The sequence below is a fragment of the Polaromonas sp. LjRoot131 genome (assembly GCF_964252805.1).
Taxonomy (GTDB): domain Bacteria; phylum Pseudomonadota; class Gammaproteobacteria; order Burkholderiales; family Burkholderiaceae_C; genus Polaromonas.
In genome coordinates, this window is the sequence record NZ_CAXUPF020000001.1 from 1,614,213 (window position 1) to 1,627,693 (window position 13,481).

General features: G+C 65.5%; 13 protein-coding genes. 9 read left to right on the plus strand and 4 right to left on the minus strand.

Going from position 1 to position 13,481, the window contains the following annotated elements; all coding sequences use genetic code 11:
• Positions 1–144: 144 nt before the first annotated feature.
• The 3 genes from ACSQ27_RS07570 to ACSQ27_RS07580 are packed head-to-tail and all read left to right on the plus strand — an operon-like array spanning position 145 to position 3,417.
• Positions 145–1,092, plus strand: a complete 948-nt coding sequence (locus ACSQ27_RS07570) for a hydroxymethylglutaryl-CoA lyase (protein WP_436154843.1) — start codon at positions 145–147, stop codon at positions 1,090–1,092.
• A gap of 54 nt (positions 1,093–1,146) precedes the next feature.
• Positions 1,147–2,355: a CaiB/BaiF CoA transferase family protein gene (locus tag ACSQ27_RS07575; RefSeq protein WP_436154844.1), complete on the plus strand. Its 1,209-nt coding sequence runs from the start codon at positions 1,147–1,149 to the stop codon at positions 2,353–2,355.
• A 39-nt stretch (positions 2,356–2,394) separates the two neighbouring features.
• Complete coding sequence (locus ACSQ27_RS07580) at positions 2,395–3,417, plus strand: tripartite tricarboxylate transporter substrate binding protein (RefSeq protein WP_436154845.1); 1,023 nt, start codon at positions 2,395–2,397, stop codon at positions 3,415–3,417.
• 129 nt (positions 3,418–3,546) lie between these two features.
• Here the strand turns inward: ACSQ27_RS07580 and ACSQ27_RS07585 are convergent, their stop codons facing one another.
• Entirely contained in the window at positions 3,547–3,762 is a 216-nt protein-coding gene (locus ACSQ27_RS07585; protein WP_436154846.1) for a TOBE domain-containing protein, read from the minus strand.
• 232 nt (positions 3,763–3,994) lie between these two features.
• On the minus strand, positions 3,995–5,044 hold the full coding sequence (locus ACSQ27_RS07590; protein WP_436154847.1) for a sulfate ABC transporter substrate-binding protein: 1,050 nt from the start codon (positions 5,042–5,044) through the stop codon (positions 3,995–3,997).
• A 155-nt stretch (positions 5,045–5,199) separates the two neighbouring features.
• Between ACSQ27_RS07590 and ACSQ27_RS07595 the strand changes: the two genes are divergently transcribed.
• Together ACSQ27_RS07595 and mnmC are read left to right on the plus strand one after the other, a co-directional pair.
• Positions 5,200–5,478: an oxidative damage protection protein gene (locus ACSQ27_RS07595; RefSeq protein ID WP_436154848.1), complete on the plus strand. Its 279-nt coding sequence runs from the start codon at positions 5,200–5,202 to the stop codon at positions 5,476–5,478.
• Positions 5,479–5,487: 9 nt separating this feature from the next.
• Positions 5,488–7,377 (plus strand): FAD-dependent 5-carboxymethylaminomethyl-2-thiouridine(34) oxidoreductase MnmC, encoded by a 1,890-nt coding sequence (gene mnmC, locus ACSQ27_RS07600; protein WP_436154849.1) that lies wholly within the window; start codon positions 5,488–5,490, stop codon positions 7,375–7,377.
• On the opposite strand, the gene ACSQ27_RS07605 is transcribed toward mnmC, so the two are convergent.
• Together ACSQ27_RS07605 and ACSQ27_RS07610 are read right to left on the minus strand one after the other, a co-directional pair.
• Positions 7,374–8,135 carry a response regulator gene (locus tag ACSQ27_RS07605; protein WP_436154850.1) on the minus strand — a complete coding sequence of 254 codons (762 nt, stop codon included), beginning with the start codon at positions 8,133–8,135 and terminating at the stop codon, positions 7,374–7,376. The genes mnmC and ACSQ27_RS07605 overlap by 4 nt on opposite strands.
• A 163-nt stretch (positions 8,136–8,298) precedes the next feature.
• Positions 8,299–9,519, minus strand: coding sequence for an ABC transporter substrate-binding protein (locus ACSQ27_RS07610; protein WP_436154851.1), 1,221 nt, complete (start codon positions 9,517–9,519; stop codon positions 8,299–8,301).
• A gap of 254 nt (positions 9,520–9,773) precedes the next feature.
• Here ACSQ27_RS07610 and ACSQ27_RS07615 point away from each other — a divergent pair, with 254 nt between their 5' ends.
• The 4 genes from ACSQ27_RS07615 to ACSQ27_RS07630 all read left to right on the plus strand — a co-directional run bounded on the left by ACSQ27_RS07615 (position 9,774) and on the right by ACSQ27_RS07630 (position 13,476).
• Positions 9,774–10,565, plus strand: coding sequence for a sulfite exporter TauE/SafE family protein (locus ACSQ27_RS07615; protein ID WP_436154852.1), 792 nt, complete (start codon positions 9,774–9,776; stop codon positions 10,563–10,565).
• A gap of 66 nt (positions 10,566–10,631) precedes the next feature.
• A complete protein-coding gene (locus ACSQ27_RS07620) occupies positions 10,632–12,443 on the plus strand; it encodes a nitrite/sulfite reductase (protein WP_436154853.1) in 1,812 nt (603 codons plus the stop codon).
• Positions 12,444–12,454: 11 nt separating this feature from the next.
• A complete protein-coding gene (locus ACSQ27_RS07625; protein ID WP_436154854.1) occupies positions 12,455–12,850 on the plus strand; it encodes a DUF934 domain-containing protein in 396 nt (131 codons plus the stop codon).
• A gap of 5 nt (positions 12,851–12,855) precedes the next feature.
• Positions 12,856–13,476 (plus strand): phosphoadenosine phosphosulfate reductase domain-containing protein, encoded by a 621-nt coding sequence (locus tag ACSQ27_RS07630; RefSeq protein WP_436154855.1) that lies wholly within the window; start codon positions 12,856–12,858, stop codon positions 13,474–13,476.
• Positions 13,477–13,481 lie beyond the last annotated feature (5 nt).

Below are 13,481 nucleotides of genomic sequence, written 5' to 3' on the forward strand. Positions count from 1 at the left end.
TCCTGATGTTTTGCGGCGATCAGGTATTCCTAACGGGAACACCATTGCTTCCAAAATTGCCAAACCAAACGTTTCTGGAAATTCTAAACTGAGGCACAGCCCCAGAACCCTGCAGAACCCCCGCATTCTTCGGAGACAAGCCCAGTGAATACCGCACCCGCCCTGCCCCAGCGCGTCAGCATCCGCGAAGTCGGCCTGCGCGACGGCCTGCAAAGCATTGCCGCCGTCATGCCCACCGCCCACAAACTGCAGTGGATCCGGCGAGCCTACGACGCCGGCCAGCGCGAGATCGAGGTCGGCTCTTTTGTGCCCGCGCGGCTGCTGCCGCAACTGGCCGACACCGCCGAACTGGTGGCTTTTGCGAAAACGCTGCCCGGCCTCACGACCTCGGTGCTGGTGCCCAACCTCAAGGGAGCCGAGCGCGCCATCGAATCCGGCGCGCACCTGATGCTGCTGCCGATCTCGGCCAGCCACGCCCACAGCCTGGCCAACCTGCGCAAGACGCCCGATGAGGTGGTGGCGGAGATCGCCCGTATACGCGACCTGCGCGATGCCTCGGGCAGCGCCATCCGCATCGAAGTGGGCTTCAGCACCGCTTTCGGCTGCACGCTGCAAGGCCGCGTCGAGCCCGCCGAGGTGCTGCGGCTGCTGCAAGCGGTGCTGGACGCCGGCGCCGACTGCGTGGGCCTGGCCGACACCGTGGGCTACGCCGACCCGGAAATGGTTCGCGCCTTGTTCGAGCAGGCCCTCGCTATCGCCGGCGAGCGGCTCAACTGCGGCCACTTTCACGACACGCGCGGCATGGGCATCGCCAATGTGTATGCGGCCCTGCAAACCGGTATCACGCGTTTTGACGCCTGCCTGGCCGGCATAGGCGGCTGCCCGCACGCGCCCGGCGCCAGCGGCAACGTGGCCAGCGAAGACCTGGCCTATATGTTCGCGAGCATGGGCATCCAGACCGGCATTGACTTCGACAAGCTGATGGCCTTGCGCGGCCAGGTCGCGGGCTGGCTTGAAGGCGAAAGCCTGCACGGCACGCTGTGGCGCGCGGGCCTGCCCAAAACCATGCGGCCGTCCGCCGCTACGGCCTAAACTCAACGCTGGCCCAGCCGGCAAACGCTCTGCTTTTCCTCACCTGAACACCGCATGCAACACACCGCTTCCTCCACCCCACCCCAGCCGCTGGCCGGCCTGCGCGTCGTGGAGTTCACCCACATGGTCATGGGCCCGACCTGCGGCATGCTGCTGGCCGACATGGGCGCCGAGGTCATCAAGGTCGAGCCCCTGGACGGCGACCGCACGCGCCACCTGCTGGGCGCGGGCTCGGGATTTTTTCCGCTGTTCAACCGCAACAAGAAGAGCATCGGGATTGACCTGCGCGATGCGGCCGGCGCCGAAGTGGCGCGCAAGCTCTGCGCCAGCGCCGACGTGGTGGCCGAAAACTTCAAGCCCGGCACCATGGCGAAATACGGCCTGGACTACGCCGCGCTGAGCGTCGCCAACCCGCGCCTGATCTACGCCAGCCACAAGGGCTTTCTGCCCGGCCCCTACGACCACCGCACCGCGCTCGACGAAGTCGTGCAGATGATGGGCGGCCTGGCCTATATGACGGGCCGGCCCGGCGACCCGCTGCGCGCCGGCAGCAGCGTCAACGACATCATGGGCGGCATGTTCGGCGCCATCGGCGTGCTGGGCGCGCTGATCCAGCGCGGCATCAGCGGCAAGGGCATGGAGGTGCAATCGGCCCTGTTCGAGAACAACGTCTTCCTGGTCGGCCAGCACATGCTGCAGTACGCGATTACCGGCCAGCCGGCCGCACCCATGCCGGACCGCATCTCGGCCTGGGGCGTGTACGACGTGTTCAGCGTGAAGGACGGCGAGCAGATCTTCCTGGCGGCGGTCAGCGACGCGCAATGGGCCACGTTTTGCGACGCGCTGGGTTTCGCCGACCTCAAGGCCGACACGCGCTACACAAGCAACAACCAGCGTGTCACCCAGCGCCCCACCCTGCTGCCGCTGCTGCGTGAACGCCTGGCGCTTCGCAGCGCCGAAGAGCTGGTGGCGCTGTTTGAAGCGGCCGGCCTGCCTTTCGCGCCGATACGCCGGCCCGAAGAGCTCTACGACGACGAACACCTGCTGGCCACCGGCGGGCTGGCCGACATTACGCTGCCCGACGGCGAGCGCGCCGGCCAGACGGCCAAGACCACGCTGCTGCCCTTCACCATGGACGGCCAGCGCCTGAAGGTAAGGCTGAACCCGCCGTCGCTGGGCGAACATACCAGCGAGTTGCTCGCCGGCCTGGGCTACGGCGCGGCCGAGATTGAACGCCTGCACCGCGAGGCTGCAGTGTCATAGGATTTTCGCTTCCCACGACTCACGACAAAGGAGACATGCATGAACCCCACAACAATAAGCCTCATCAACCCTCACAAGCTTCAACGCCGCCGCACGCTGCAAGGCCTGGGCGCGCTGCTGCTGGGCGGCGGCCTGGCCTGGGCGCCGCGCCGCCTGCTGGCCCAGGCCACCGAACGCGCCGTGCGCTTTATCCTGCCGGTGGGCGCGGGTTCGGGCGTGGACACCATCGTCCGCGCGGCCGGCGCGGCCCTGGGCAAGACGCTGGGCCACCCGGTCGTGATTGAAAACCAGCCCGGCGCGGGCGGCATCGTCGGCACCTCGGCGCTGGTCAAATCGGCACCCGACGGCATGACGCTGAGCGTGGTGTCGAACAACCACGTGATCTACCCCAGCGTCTACAAATCGCTGCCGTTTGACCCGATCAACGACATCACGCCCATCACCGTGATCGGCAGCACGCCCATGGTGCTGGTGGTCAACCCCAACAAGCTGCCGGCCACCAATGTGAAGGAACTGGTCGCGCTGCTCAAGGCCAAACCCGATGCGTACAACTATGCGTCGTCCGGCAACGGCACCATCCTGCACCTGGCCGCGCAGATGTTTCTCGACGAAGCCCAGGTCAAGGCCAAACACATTCCCTACAAGGGCGTGGGCCCCATGGTGGCCGACATGATAGGCGGCCAGGTGGACCTGGGCGTGCTGGCGCTCCCCGCCGTGCAGGCGCACCTGAAAAGCGGTGCCCTGCGCGCCATCGGCGTCGGCGGCAGCGCCCGCTCGCCAGCAGCACCCGAGATCCCGACCATTGCGGAACAAGGCCTGCCCAACTACAACATGGAAGGCTGGTTCGCGGTGATCGGCCCGGCCAAACTGCCGATGGCCGAAGCCAGGCGCATCCAGGCCGCCGTGGCCGCCGCCTACGCAACACCCGAGGTAAAAGAGGCCATGGCCAAACAGGGCAACACCATCAACCCGAGTACGCCCGAAATCGCGGCGCTGTACTTCCGCAGCGAAATGGCGAAGTATGCCCAGCTGGTCAAAAAAGCGGGCGTGGAACTGCAGTAAGCCCTAAACCGGACAAGCCGGAAACTGCATTCCATCCGCAGATGACGCAGATTAGCGCAGATGAACATCCAATTGAGTTTGGATTTTATCTGTGTCCATCTGCGTCATCTGCGGATAACTTCTTGGAGACTAAAGTTTAGCGATCGACACCTCGGTCGACTTGACCAGCGCCACTACTTCGCTGCCGATGGCCAGCTCAAGCTGGTCAACCGAGCGTGTCGTGATCACCGAGGTCACGATGCCCCACGGGGTTTCGACGTCGATTTCGGACACGACGTCGCCGCGGATGATTTCCTTGACCTTGCCGCGAAACTGGTTGCGGACGTTGATGGCTTGGATGGACATAAAGATTCTCCTGGAACTGGGTTGAAAAATCGTTGAAGGGGAAAACTCAGGCCGCCCAGCGCACGCCGTGCACCGGCGTTGTGCGGACATTTTTTAGAGTTCTTCCTGATCTGCCTTAGCGGCCAAGCGATGTGTACAAGGTCTCCCTACGAGTGCCGGCGCGGAACCGGCTCAGCCGGGCCGCAGTGGGCGTCCCCTGGGGGGAGGCGGCCAAGGCTGCTTCGGGGGGAGCTTATTTCCTTGTATAGATCTGGTCGAAGGAGCCGCCGTCCGCAAAGTGCTCTTTATCCGCCTTGGTCCAGCCGCCGAAGGCCTGGTCGATGGTGAAGAGGTTCAGCTTGGGGAACTGCTTGGCGTACTTGGCAATGGCTTTTTGCGAGACGGCCGGGCGGTAGAAGTTCTTGCCGGCGATGTCCTGGCCTTCTTCGGAATACAGGTACTTCAGGTATTCCTCGGCGACGGCGCGCGTGCCTTTTTTGTCCACGTTCTTGTCGACCACGGCGACGGCGGGCTCGGCCAGGATGCTCAGCGAAGGTGCGACCACGTCGAACTTGGCGCCGAATTCCTTCTCCAGCAAATACGCTTCGTTTTCCCAGGCGATCAGCACATCGCCCTGGGCGCGCTGGGCGAAAGTGATGGTGGAGCCGCGGGCGCCGGTGTCCAGCACCGAGACATTGCCGTAGAGCTTGGCGACAAACTCCTTGGCCTTGGCGTCGCTGCCGTATTTGCGCTTGGCGAATTCCCAGGCCGCGAGGTAGTTCCATCGCGCGCCGCCCGAGGTCTTTGGGTTGGGCGTGATCACGTTGATGCCGGGCTTGACCAGGTCGTCCCAGTCCTTGATGCCCTTGGGATTGCCCTGGCGCACGGCCAGCACGATGGTGGAGATATAGGGCGAGGAATTGTGCGGCAGCTTCTTTTGCCAGTCGGCAGCCAGCCAGCCGCCGTTTTTGACCAGCGCGTCGGTGTCGCCGGCCAGGGCCAGCGTAGCGACGTCGGCGTCCAGGCCGTCAATGATGGAGCGCGCCTGCTTGCCGGAGCCGCCGTGCGACTGCTTGATGGTCACGTCCTGGCCGGTCTTGGCCTTCCAGTATTTGCCGAAGGCGGCGTTGTATTCGACGTAAAGCTCGCGGGTCGGGTCGTAAGAGACATTGAGCAGCGTGACGGGCGGCTTGGGCGGCTGCTGGGCCTGGGCCGTCAGCAGTGACCCTGCCAGCGTCAAACCCAAACCGAGCACGGCGGCGGTTCGGGTGGAAACATTGATAAAGTTGCGGCGTGAAGTCATGGTTGCTCTCTTTTCCAGAAAAATGCAGGTAAATGCGAACAAAATGGATTCTGGAAGCAGCACTTGAAAACCGGAACGAATAAAAACTCAGTTCTTTATTCTGTAAACATCCTTAGACTCCCTAAATCCCCCCGATACACGAAAGAACTCTCGCCATGGCACGCCTCGTCAAATGCATCAAGCTCGGTAAAGAAGCCGAAGGCCTGGACTTTCCCCCCTACCCCGGCCCCCTGGGCAAACGCCTCTGGGAAGAGGTCAGCAAGGAGGCCTGGGCGGAGTGGATGAAGCAGCAGACCATGCTGGTCAATGAAAACCGACTGAACCTGGCCGACGCCCGCGCCCGCCAGTACCTGGCGCGCCAGATGGAGAAACACTTTTTCGGTGACGGGGCCGACGCGGTACAAGGCTACGTCCCCCCTACCCCCGCCCCCTGATCCGGCGGCATGCCCGAGCGCATTGAGTGGCTGGACGACGGCACGGCCGGCGGCAGTCCCTTCAGCCCGCGCTTTGGCGACCGCTACCGCAGCGAACTCGGCGGGCTGGACCAGGCCCGCGAGGTCTTCCTCAAAGGCTGCGGCCTGCCCGAGGCCTGGGGCGGCCAGCCGCAATGGACGGTGCTGGAAACCGGCTTTGGCCTGGGCCTGAACTTCCTCGTCACCTGGGCCGCCTGGAAGGCCGACCCGGACCGCCCCCGCCTGCTGCATTTCGTCTCGACCGAGGCCTTCCCGGCCAGCGCGGCCGACGTGCTGCGCAGCGCACAGACGCATCCTGAACTGGTCCCCTTTGCCGAACAGCTGCAGGCCCAGCTCTGGGGCCTGTTGCCGGGCTTTCACCGCCTGGTGTTTGAAGGCGGCCGGGTCTTGCTGACGCTGTGCATAGGCGACGCCAAGGCCATGCTGCGCGAACAGTTGTTTGAGGCCGATTCGGTCTACCTGGACGGCTTCAGCCCGCAGCGCAACCCCGACATCTGGGACCTGCACACCTTCAAGGCGGTGGCGCGCTGCTGCCGGCGCGGCACGCGCATCGCGACCTGGACGATTGCGCGCAGCGTGCGCGACGCGCTGGCGCAATGCGGCTTTGTGGTGAAGAAGGTGCCGGGCATACCGCCCAAGCGCGACAACCTGCAGGGCGAGTTCAACCCGGCCTGGGAACCCAAAAAAGCGCAGGCCTCTCCCCAGCGGCGCGCGCCCTCCAACTGCGTGGTGATAGGCGCGGGCCTGGCCGGCGCGGCCGTGGCGGCCAGCCTGGCGCGCCGGGGCTGGCAGGTGCGGGTGCTCGATGCCGCCGAAGAGCCGGCCGCCGGCGCATCCGGATTGCCCGCCGGGCTGCTGGCGCCGCATGTCTCGCCCGACGACAACCTGCTCTCGCGCCTGTCGCGCCACGGCATCCGCGCCACGCTGCAGCAAGCGGAGGCCGTGCTGCCGGCCGGCGACTGGGGCCGCACCGGCGTGCTCGAGCATGAAGTGGAGCACCCGCGCAAACGCCCCGAGGCCTGGCAGGCGGAATGGGCCGATGCCGCCGGCCATTGGTCACGGCCCGCCGATTCGGCGCAGCTGGCGCAATGCGGCCTGCCGGCGGGTACACCCGCGCTGTGGCATGCGCGGGCCGGTTGGGTACGGCCGGCCGCCCTGGTCGACGCCTGGCTGGCAGCCCCGGGTGTGCAATCGCTGGGCCGCTCAACGGTGAGCCGCCTGAGCCACGCCGCGGGCCAGTGGCAAGCTCTGGATGCGCAGGGACAGGAACTGGCCCGCGCCGAGCTGGTCGTGCTGGCGGCCGGTTTTGCGAGCCGCGCGATGGCCGCCGGTGCCGATGTGGAGGGCGGCGAGCTCGCTTTGCAAGCGATACGCGGCCAGGTCAGCTGGGGCCGGCATGAGCCCGGCACGGCCGCTGCCCTGCCCGCCTTTCCGGTGAACGGCCATGGCAGCCTGGCGCCCGCGGTGCCGCTGCCGGGTGAAGCCGGCGGCCTGGCCTGGGTCATGGGCTCCAGCTTTGAACGCGACAACGCCAGGCCCGAGACCCGGCCGGAAGACGACCAGCACAACTTCAGCCGGCTACAGGCCCTGCTGCCACAGGCGGCCCAGGCGCTGGCCCCGCAATTTGAGGCTGGACAGGTCCAGAGCTGGGCCGGTGTGCGCTGTGCCACGCCCAGCCGCCTGCCCGCGCTGGGGCCGCTGGCGCCGGGCTTGTGGGTCTGCAGCGGCATGGGTTCGCGCGGGCTGACGTTTGCCGCGCTGTGCGGGGAATTGCTGGCAGCGAAGCTGCATGCGGAGCCTTTGCCGTTGGAGCAGCGCCTGGCCGATGCGCTGGCGCCGCAGCGCGTGCCCGCCGGTTAGTAGCTGGCGCGCGCGCTGCGCAGCAGGTATTTGAGTTTGCCGGGGTGCAGGGGTTTGCTGAGGCTGCCGCGCGCGCCGGCAAACCAGCCGCGCACCGCATCGAGCGGCGACAGCTGCTTGCCGGTCAGGATCAGGAACTCGACAGGCGGTTGCGAGGCTGCCACGCGCTTGACCATCTCCCAGCGCTCCATATCGGGCAGGTCCATGTCGAGGATGACGAGTTTGTAAAGCCGCGTATCCATGAGCTTGAGCGCTTCGGTGCCAGTGGTGGCTTCATCGACGAGCAGCATCCCGGCCATCGCCAGCCGGGCGCGCAGGTAAAGGCGCGCATCGCGGTCGGCGTCGACCACCAGAACCTGGGCCTGCTCGGGCGGCTCGGTTGCGGGCCCCTCCAGTGGCGAGGGCGCGGTGGGGGCTTCGGAATCAAAGTCGAGGTCCAGGTCCAGCAGCGCGGTGGATTCGGACAACAGGTCCAGGTCGAGGTCGGACCCGGGGGTTTGCGGCAGGTCGGCCGCGAGCAACTGGTCCATGCCTTCGATCACGGCCGCCCACTGCAGCGGGCGCTTGACCACCAGGCGGGCGCGGGCGGGCGCGTTGTCGCCTATCCAGATCAGTTTGAGGTCATCATGGGCGGGGTTGGCCAGCTCCAGCGTGGCTTCCCAGCTGTCGCCGTCTATCAGGGCCATGTCGGCCTCTTCAGGCGCCGCGGCGGTCCACAAGGCGTAGGCCGTGTGCCGGGTTTCGGACAGGCGAAACACTGTGTTCAGGGCGTGACGCTCGACGTCATCAAACCCAAACACTTTTACAAAAATCCGCTTGACAGCCTCACCACCCGTATTCGTCATTGGGCCTGATTATGCGGGGATTCGGCACGCCCTATTTCATGACTCCCGTGAAATTGGCGTGCGCGTTGCCAAAAGGTCACTTCATGGCTTCGGCCGGACGGCGGGCCTTGACATAGGCGTCATTCGGCAGATAGGCCTTGCCGTCGGCATAACGCCATTGCACCATGGTGCCCTTGTTGCCGCGCAGGTCCAGTTTTCCCACATAGGCGCCCATGGTGGACTGGTGGTCGATGGCGCGGAATTCGGCCGGTCCGAAGGGGGTGGAGAACTTCAGGCCGCGCAGCGCCGCCACCAGCTTCTCGTTGTCAGTGGAGTTGGCTTTCTTGATGGCGGCAAAAATCGCCTGCATGGTGGCATAACCCACCACCGAGCCGACCTTGGGGTATTCGCTGAAGCGGCGGTAGTAGTTGGCGGCGAAGCTGGCGTGCTCGCGCGAGTCGATCTGGTCCCAGGGGTAGCCGGTCACGATCCAGCCCTTGGGCGTCTCGTCCTTGAGCACGTCCAGGTATTCAGGCTCGCCCGACAGCAGCGACACCACGGGCGTCTTCGGGAAGATGCCGCGCTGGTTGCCTTCGCGCACCAGCTTGGCCAGGTCGGCGCCGAAAGTCACGTTGAAGATGGCGTCGGGTTTGCTCTGCATGGTGGCCTGCAGCGTGGTGCCGGCGTCCAGCTTGCCGAGCGCGGGCCACTGCTCGCCGACGAACTCCACATCGGGGCGTTTGGCCTTGAGCAGTTCCTTGAAGGCCGCGACGGCGCTGGTGCCGTATTCGTAATTAGGCGCGATCACGGCCCAGCGCTTGGCCGGCAGCTTGGCAGCCTCTTCGACCAGCATGGCGGCCTGCATATAAGTACCGGGGCGCAGGCGGAAGGTGTAGCGGTTGCCTTTGTCCCAGATCAGGGCATCGGTCAGCGGTTCGCTGGCGATGAACACCTTTTTGTTCTTCTGGGCGTGGTCGGCCAGCGCCAGCCCGACGTTGGACAAAAAGCCGCCGGCCAGCACGTCGACCTTTTCCTTGGAGGTCAGCTCAATCGCGTGGCGCAGGGCTTCTTCGGGTTTGCCGGCGTCGTCGCGGGCAATGACCTCAACCTTGCGGCCCAGCAGGCCGCCGGTGACGTTGATCTCTTCCACGGCAAGCTGCCAGCCCTGGCGGTAGGGCTGGGTGAACTGGGGGATGGTCGAATAGCTGTTGATTTCGCCGATCTTGATGGGCGCTTTCGAGCCGCCCTGCGCCAGCGCCAGGGTGGCCGTCAAAGCCAGGAACAAACCGCCCAGCAGGGCAGATTTCGCAAATTTCACGGTTTTCTCCAAAATTGAGCGATGCCATCCGTCAAGCTGGCGCCTGCGGGGCTGCCAGCCGGGAAAAGCAGGGACTGTACCAGTGCATTGTGAATACCGGGACGCCTGGATGCGCGATTGTGGACTTCCTTTAAGCCGCTCACGCCTCAAATTCACAGGAAATCCGCATGGATGCTTGCGAATAAGCTTATCCAGATAACGGCAGAACAAATGTGTAGTTTGTTTTTATAAGCAGCGCATTTACATTTTCCGGCATGCATGAATTTGCCTTCGTATTTGCCGGCTTTGCCGTGGGTTTGGTGGTCGGCCTGACCGGGGTGGGCGGCGGCTCGCTGATGACGCCGCTGCTGATCTTCTTTTTCGGCATCAAGCCGCACCTGGCCATAGGCACCGACCTGCTGTTCGCCGCCTTCACCAAGATGGGCGGCACGGTGAGCCTGGCGCGCGCCAGGGTGGTCGACTGGAAAATCGTCGGCCAGACCGCCGCGGGCAGCATCCCGGCCTCGCTCGCCACACTTTATATGCTGCAGCGCCTGGGCCCGGCGAATCCGGGCACCCAGGCCATCATGACCACCACCCTCGGGCTGGCGCTGCTGCTGACGGCCGGCGCCACTTTCTACAAGGTGTTGCGCGGCAAGACCGCCCCCACCACCATCGCCCCAGAACAAATCGTCGAAGCCACGCGCTCGCGCCACTGGGCGCTGCCGCTGCTGTTCGGCGCGGTCATCGGCACGCTGGTTACGCTGACCTCGGTCGGCGCGGGCGCCATCGGCGTGATCGTGCTGATGCTGCTCTACCCCACCCTGCCCCTGCCGCGCATCGTGGCGGCCGACATCGCCCATGCCGTGCCGCTGACGTTGGTGGCCGGCCTGGGCCATGCCTCCATCGGTTCGGTCGACTGGTCGCTGCTGATCAAGCTGCTGGCCGGCTCCCTGCCCGGCATCTGGCTGGGCTCGCACCTGGTGCACAAGACGCCGGACCGCGTGATCCGCTCGCTGCTTTCGGTGCTGCTGGCCTATGCCGGCGTGAAGCTGATCTCGATCTGAGTTTGATCCGGGCCGCCTGAAACTGTTTTCCTGAATAAAAATCCCCACGTTTGAATCCCGACAGCCATGTACCAATACACAGAATTTGACCGAGAGTTCGTCAAGGCCCGCGCCGGCCAATACCGCGACCAGCTGAGCCGCTGGCAGGCGGGCAAGCTGCCCGAAGACGAATTTCGCCCGCTGCGCCTGCAGAACGGCTGGTATGTGCAGCGCTACGCGCCCATGCTGCGCGTGGCCGTGCCTTACGGTGAACTCTCCAGCGCGCAGGTGCGCGTGCTGGCCAAGATCGCCCGTGAATACGACCAGCCCAATGCCGCGCTGTTCAAGGAAGCCCAGGCCAAGCAGGACCAGCTCGGCCCCGTCAACCTCAAAAGCGGCCTGTCGGTCAGTTCCAAGCTGACGACCGGTTATGCCCACTTCACGACGCGCCAGAACGTTCAGTACAACTGGATTCCGCTGGACAAATCGGCCGACGTGATGGACCTGCTGGCCAGCGTCAACATGCACGGCATCCAGACCAGCGGCAACTGCATACGCAACATCACCAGCGACGAGCGCGCCGGCATTGCGGTCGACGAGATCGCCGACCCGCGTCCCTTCGGCGAAATCCTGCGCCAGTGGAGCACGCTGCACCCCGAGTTCGCCTTCCTGCCGCGCAAGTTCAAGATCGCCATCAGCGGTGCCCGCGAAGACCGCGCCGCCACGGCCTGGCATGACGTGGGCCTGCACCTGGTGCGCAACGCCGAGGGCGAGCTGGGCTTCAAGGTGCTGGTGGGCGGCGGCATGGGCCGCACGCCGGTCATCGGTACGGTGATCCGCGAGTTCCTGCCCTGGAACCAGATCATGAATTACCTGGAAGCCGTGGTGCGTGTGTACAACCGCTACGGCCGCCGCGACAACATCTACAAAGCCCGCATCAAGATCCTGGTGAAGGCCGAAGGCCAGCGCTACATCGACGACGTCGAGGCCGAGTACAAGCAGATCCTCGAGCACGACGGTGCGCCGCACACCATCACGCAGGAAGAACTGGACCGCGTGACGGCCTCCTTCGTGCCGCCCACGCTCAACTGCGACCGCAAGAGCGCCGACGCCAAGATCGCCAACATCCTGCGCGCCGCCGCCGAGGACGATATTGAGTTCGGCCGCTGGCTGCAGCGCAACGTGGCGCCGCACCAGAACCCCGACCTGCGCGCCGTGACGCTGTCCTTCAAGCGCCTGGGCCAGGCCCCGGGCGACGCGACGGCCGACCAGCTCGACATCGCCGCCGACCTGGCCGACCAGTTCAGCGCCGGCGAGGTGCGCGTCACGCACGACCAGAACCTGCTGCTGCCCTGGGTGCGCTGCGACGAGCTTCCCGAACTCTGGCGCGCCGCCCGCAAGGCCGGTTTTGCCAGGCCCAACATCCACCTGCTGACCGACATGATCGCCTGCCCCGGCGGCGATTTCTGCTCGCTGGCCAATGCGCGCTCCATCCCCATCGCCGAGGCCATCACCGAGCGCTACCAGGACATGGACGAGCTGCACGACCTGGGCGAGATCGACCTGCACATCAGCGGCTGCATCAACTCCTGCGGCCACCACCACAGCGGCCACATCGGCATCCTGGGCGTCGACAAGGACGGCCTGGAGTGGTACCAGGTCTCGCTGGGCGGCTCCGACGGCTCCACGCTGAGCGGCGCCTCGGTGGCCGGCAAGGTGGTGGGCCCTTCGTTCACGGGCGCCGAAGTGCCCGAAGTCATTGAAGCGGTGCTGGACACCTACCGCCAGCTGCGCGAGGACGGCGAAACCTTTATCGCCACCTTCCGCCGCGTCGGCATCGAACCCTACAAGGCCGCCGCCAAGGCCGCGCGCTTTGCCCCCAACACCGTCGCGCACTGAAAGGAGCCACGATGAAACTACTGCCTTTCGCCGAACACCATGGCGCCGACCAGGCCGGCGTGCTGACGCTGGCCAACGACAGCGATCCCTTTGAAGTCTCGCTGGACGGCATCACGCGCATCGACCTGCATTTCCCGAAGTTCACCGACGGCCGCGCCTACAGCCAGGCTTTCCTGCTGCGCCGCCGCCGCGAATTCAAGGGTGAAATCCGCGCCACCGGCGACGTGCTGGTGGACCAGCTGGCGCAAATGGAGCGCAGCGGCTTTGACACCGCGGTGCTGCGCGCCGACCAGGACTTGGGCGTCGCGCAGCGCGTGCTGGCCAGCTACCCCGGTTACAGCGCGGGCAAATACCAGGGCGATGCCGTAGACGTGCAACCCCACTTCAAGGAAGCGGCTACCGCCTGAACACCATGAGCCTCGACCTTGCAAAGATCAACGCAGAACTCGGCCACAACGCGCAGGGCCTGGTGGGCTGGGCCGTGGGACTGGGCCGCCCCGCCATCGTCACCACCAATTTCCGCCCCTTCGAGGCGGTGATACTGCACATGGTGACGCGCGCCAATCCCCGCGTGCCCGTGGTCTGGATGGACAACGGCTACAACACCGAGGCCACCTACCGCTTCGCCGACGAAGTGACGAAGCTGCTCAAGCTGGACCTGCATATTTACCTGCCGCGCCGCTCCCGTGCGCACCGCGAGGCCGTGGAAGGCCCGACCCCGTCGCTGGACGATCCACGCCATACAGCCTTCACGGAAGAAGTGAAACTCGAGCCCTTTGCCCGGGCCTTGCGTGAAACCGCGCCCCAGGTCTGGTTCACGGCCTTGCGCGCCACCGACACCGCGGTACGCGCGCAGATGGACCCGGTCAGCGTCAACCCCGACGGCCTGATCAAGGTCGCGCCGCTGCTGCACTGGTCGTCCAAGGACCTTTACCAGTACTGTGAAATCAACGGCCTGCCCAACAACTTTGACTATGTGGACCCTACCAAGGGCGAAGACAACCGCGAATGCGGCCTGCACCTTGCGCACTGACTGAC

Coding starts and splice junctions, on each gene's coding strand:
- ACSQ27_RS07575 (WP_436154844.1), top strand. CDS start 1,147: ATGCAACACACCGCTTCCTCCACCCCACCCCAGCCGCTGGCCGGCCTG.
- ACSQ27_RS07580 (WP_436154845.1), top strand. CDS start 2,395: ATGAACCCCACAACAATAAGCCTCATCAACCCTCACAAGCTTCAACGC.
- ACSQ27_RS07585 (WP_436154846.1), bottom strand. CDS start 3,762: ATGTCCATCCAAGCCATCAACGTCCGCAACCAGTTTCGCGGCAAGGTC.
- ACSQ27_RS07590 (WP_436154847.1), bottom strand. CDS start 5,044: ATGACTTCACGCCGCAACTTTATCAATGTTTCCACCCGAACCGCCGCC.
- ACSQ27_RS07595 (WP_436154848.1), top strand. CDS start 5,200: ATGGCACGCCTCGTCAAATGCATCAAGCTCGGTAAAGAAGCCGAAGGC.
- mnmC (WP_436154849.1), top strand. CDS start 5,488: ATGCCCGAGCGCATTGAGTGGCTGGACGACGGCACGGCCGGCGGCAGT.
- ACSQ27_RS07615 (WP_436154852.1), top strand. CDS start 9,774: ATGCATGAATTTGCCTTCGTATTTGCCGGCTTTGCCGTGGGTTTGGTG.
- ACSQ27_RS07620 (WP_436154853.1), top strand. CDS start 10,632: ATGTACCAATACACAGAATTTGACCGAGAGTTCGTCAAGGCCCGCGCC.
- ACSQ27_RS07625 (WP_436154854.1), top strand. CDS start 12,455: ATGAAACTACTGCCTTTCGCCGAACACCATGGCGCCGACCAGGCCGGC.
- ACSQ27_RS07630 (WP_436154855.1), top strand. CDS start 12,856: ATGAGCCTCGACCTTGCAAAGATCAACGCAGAACTCGGCCACAACGCG.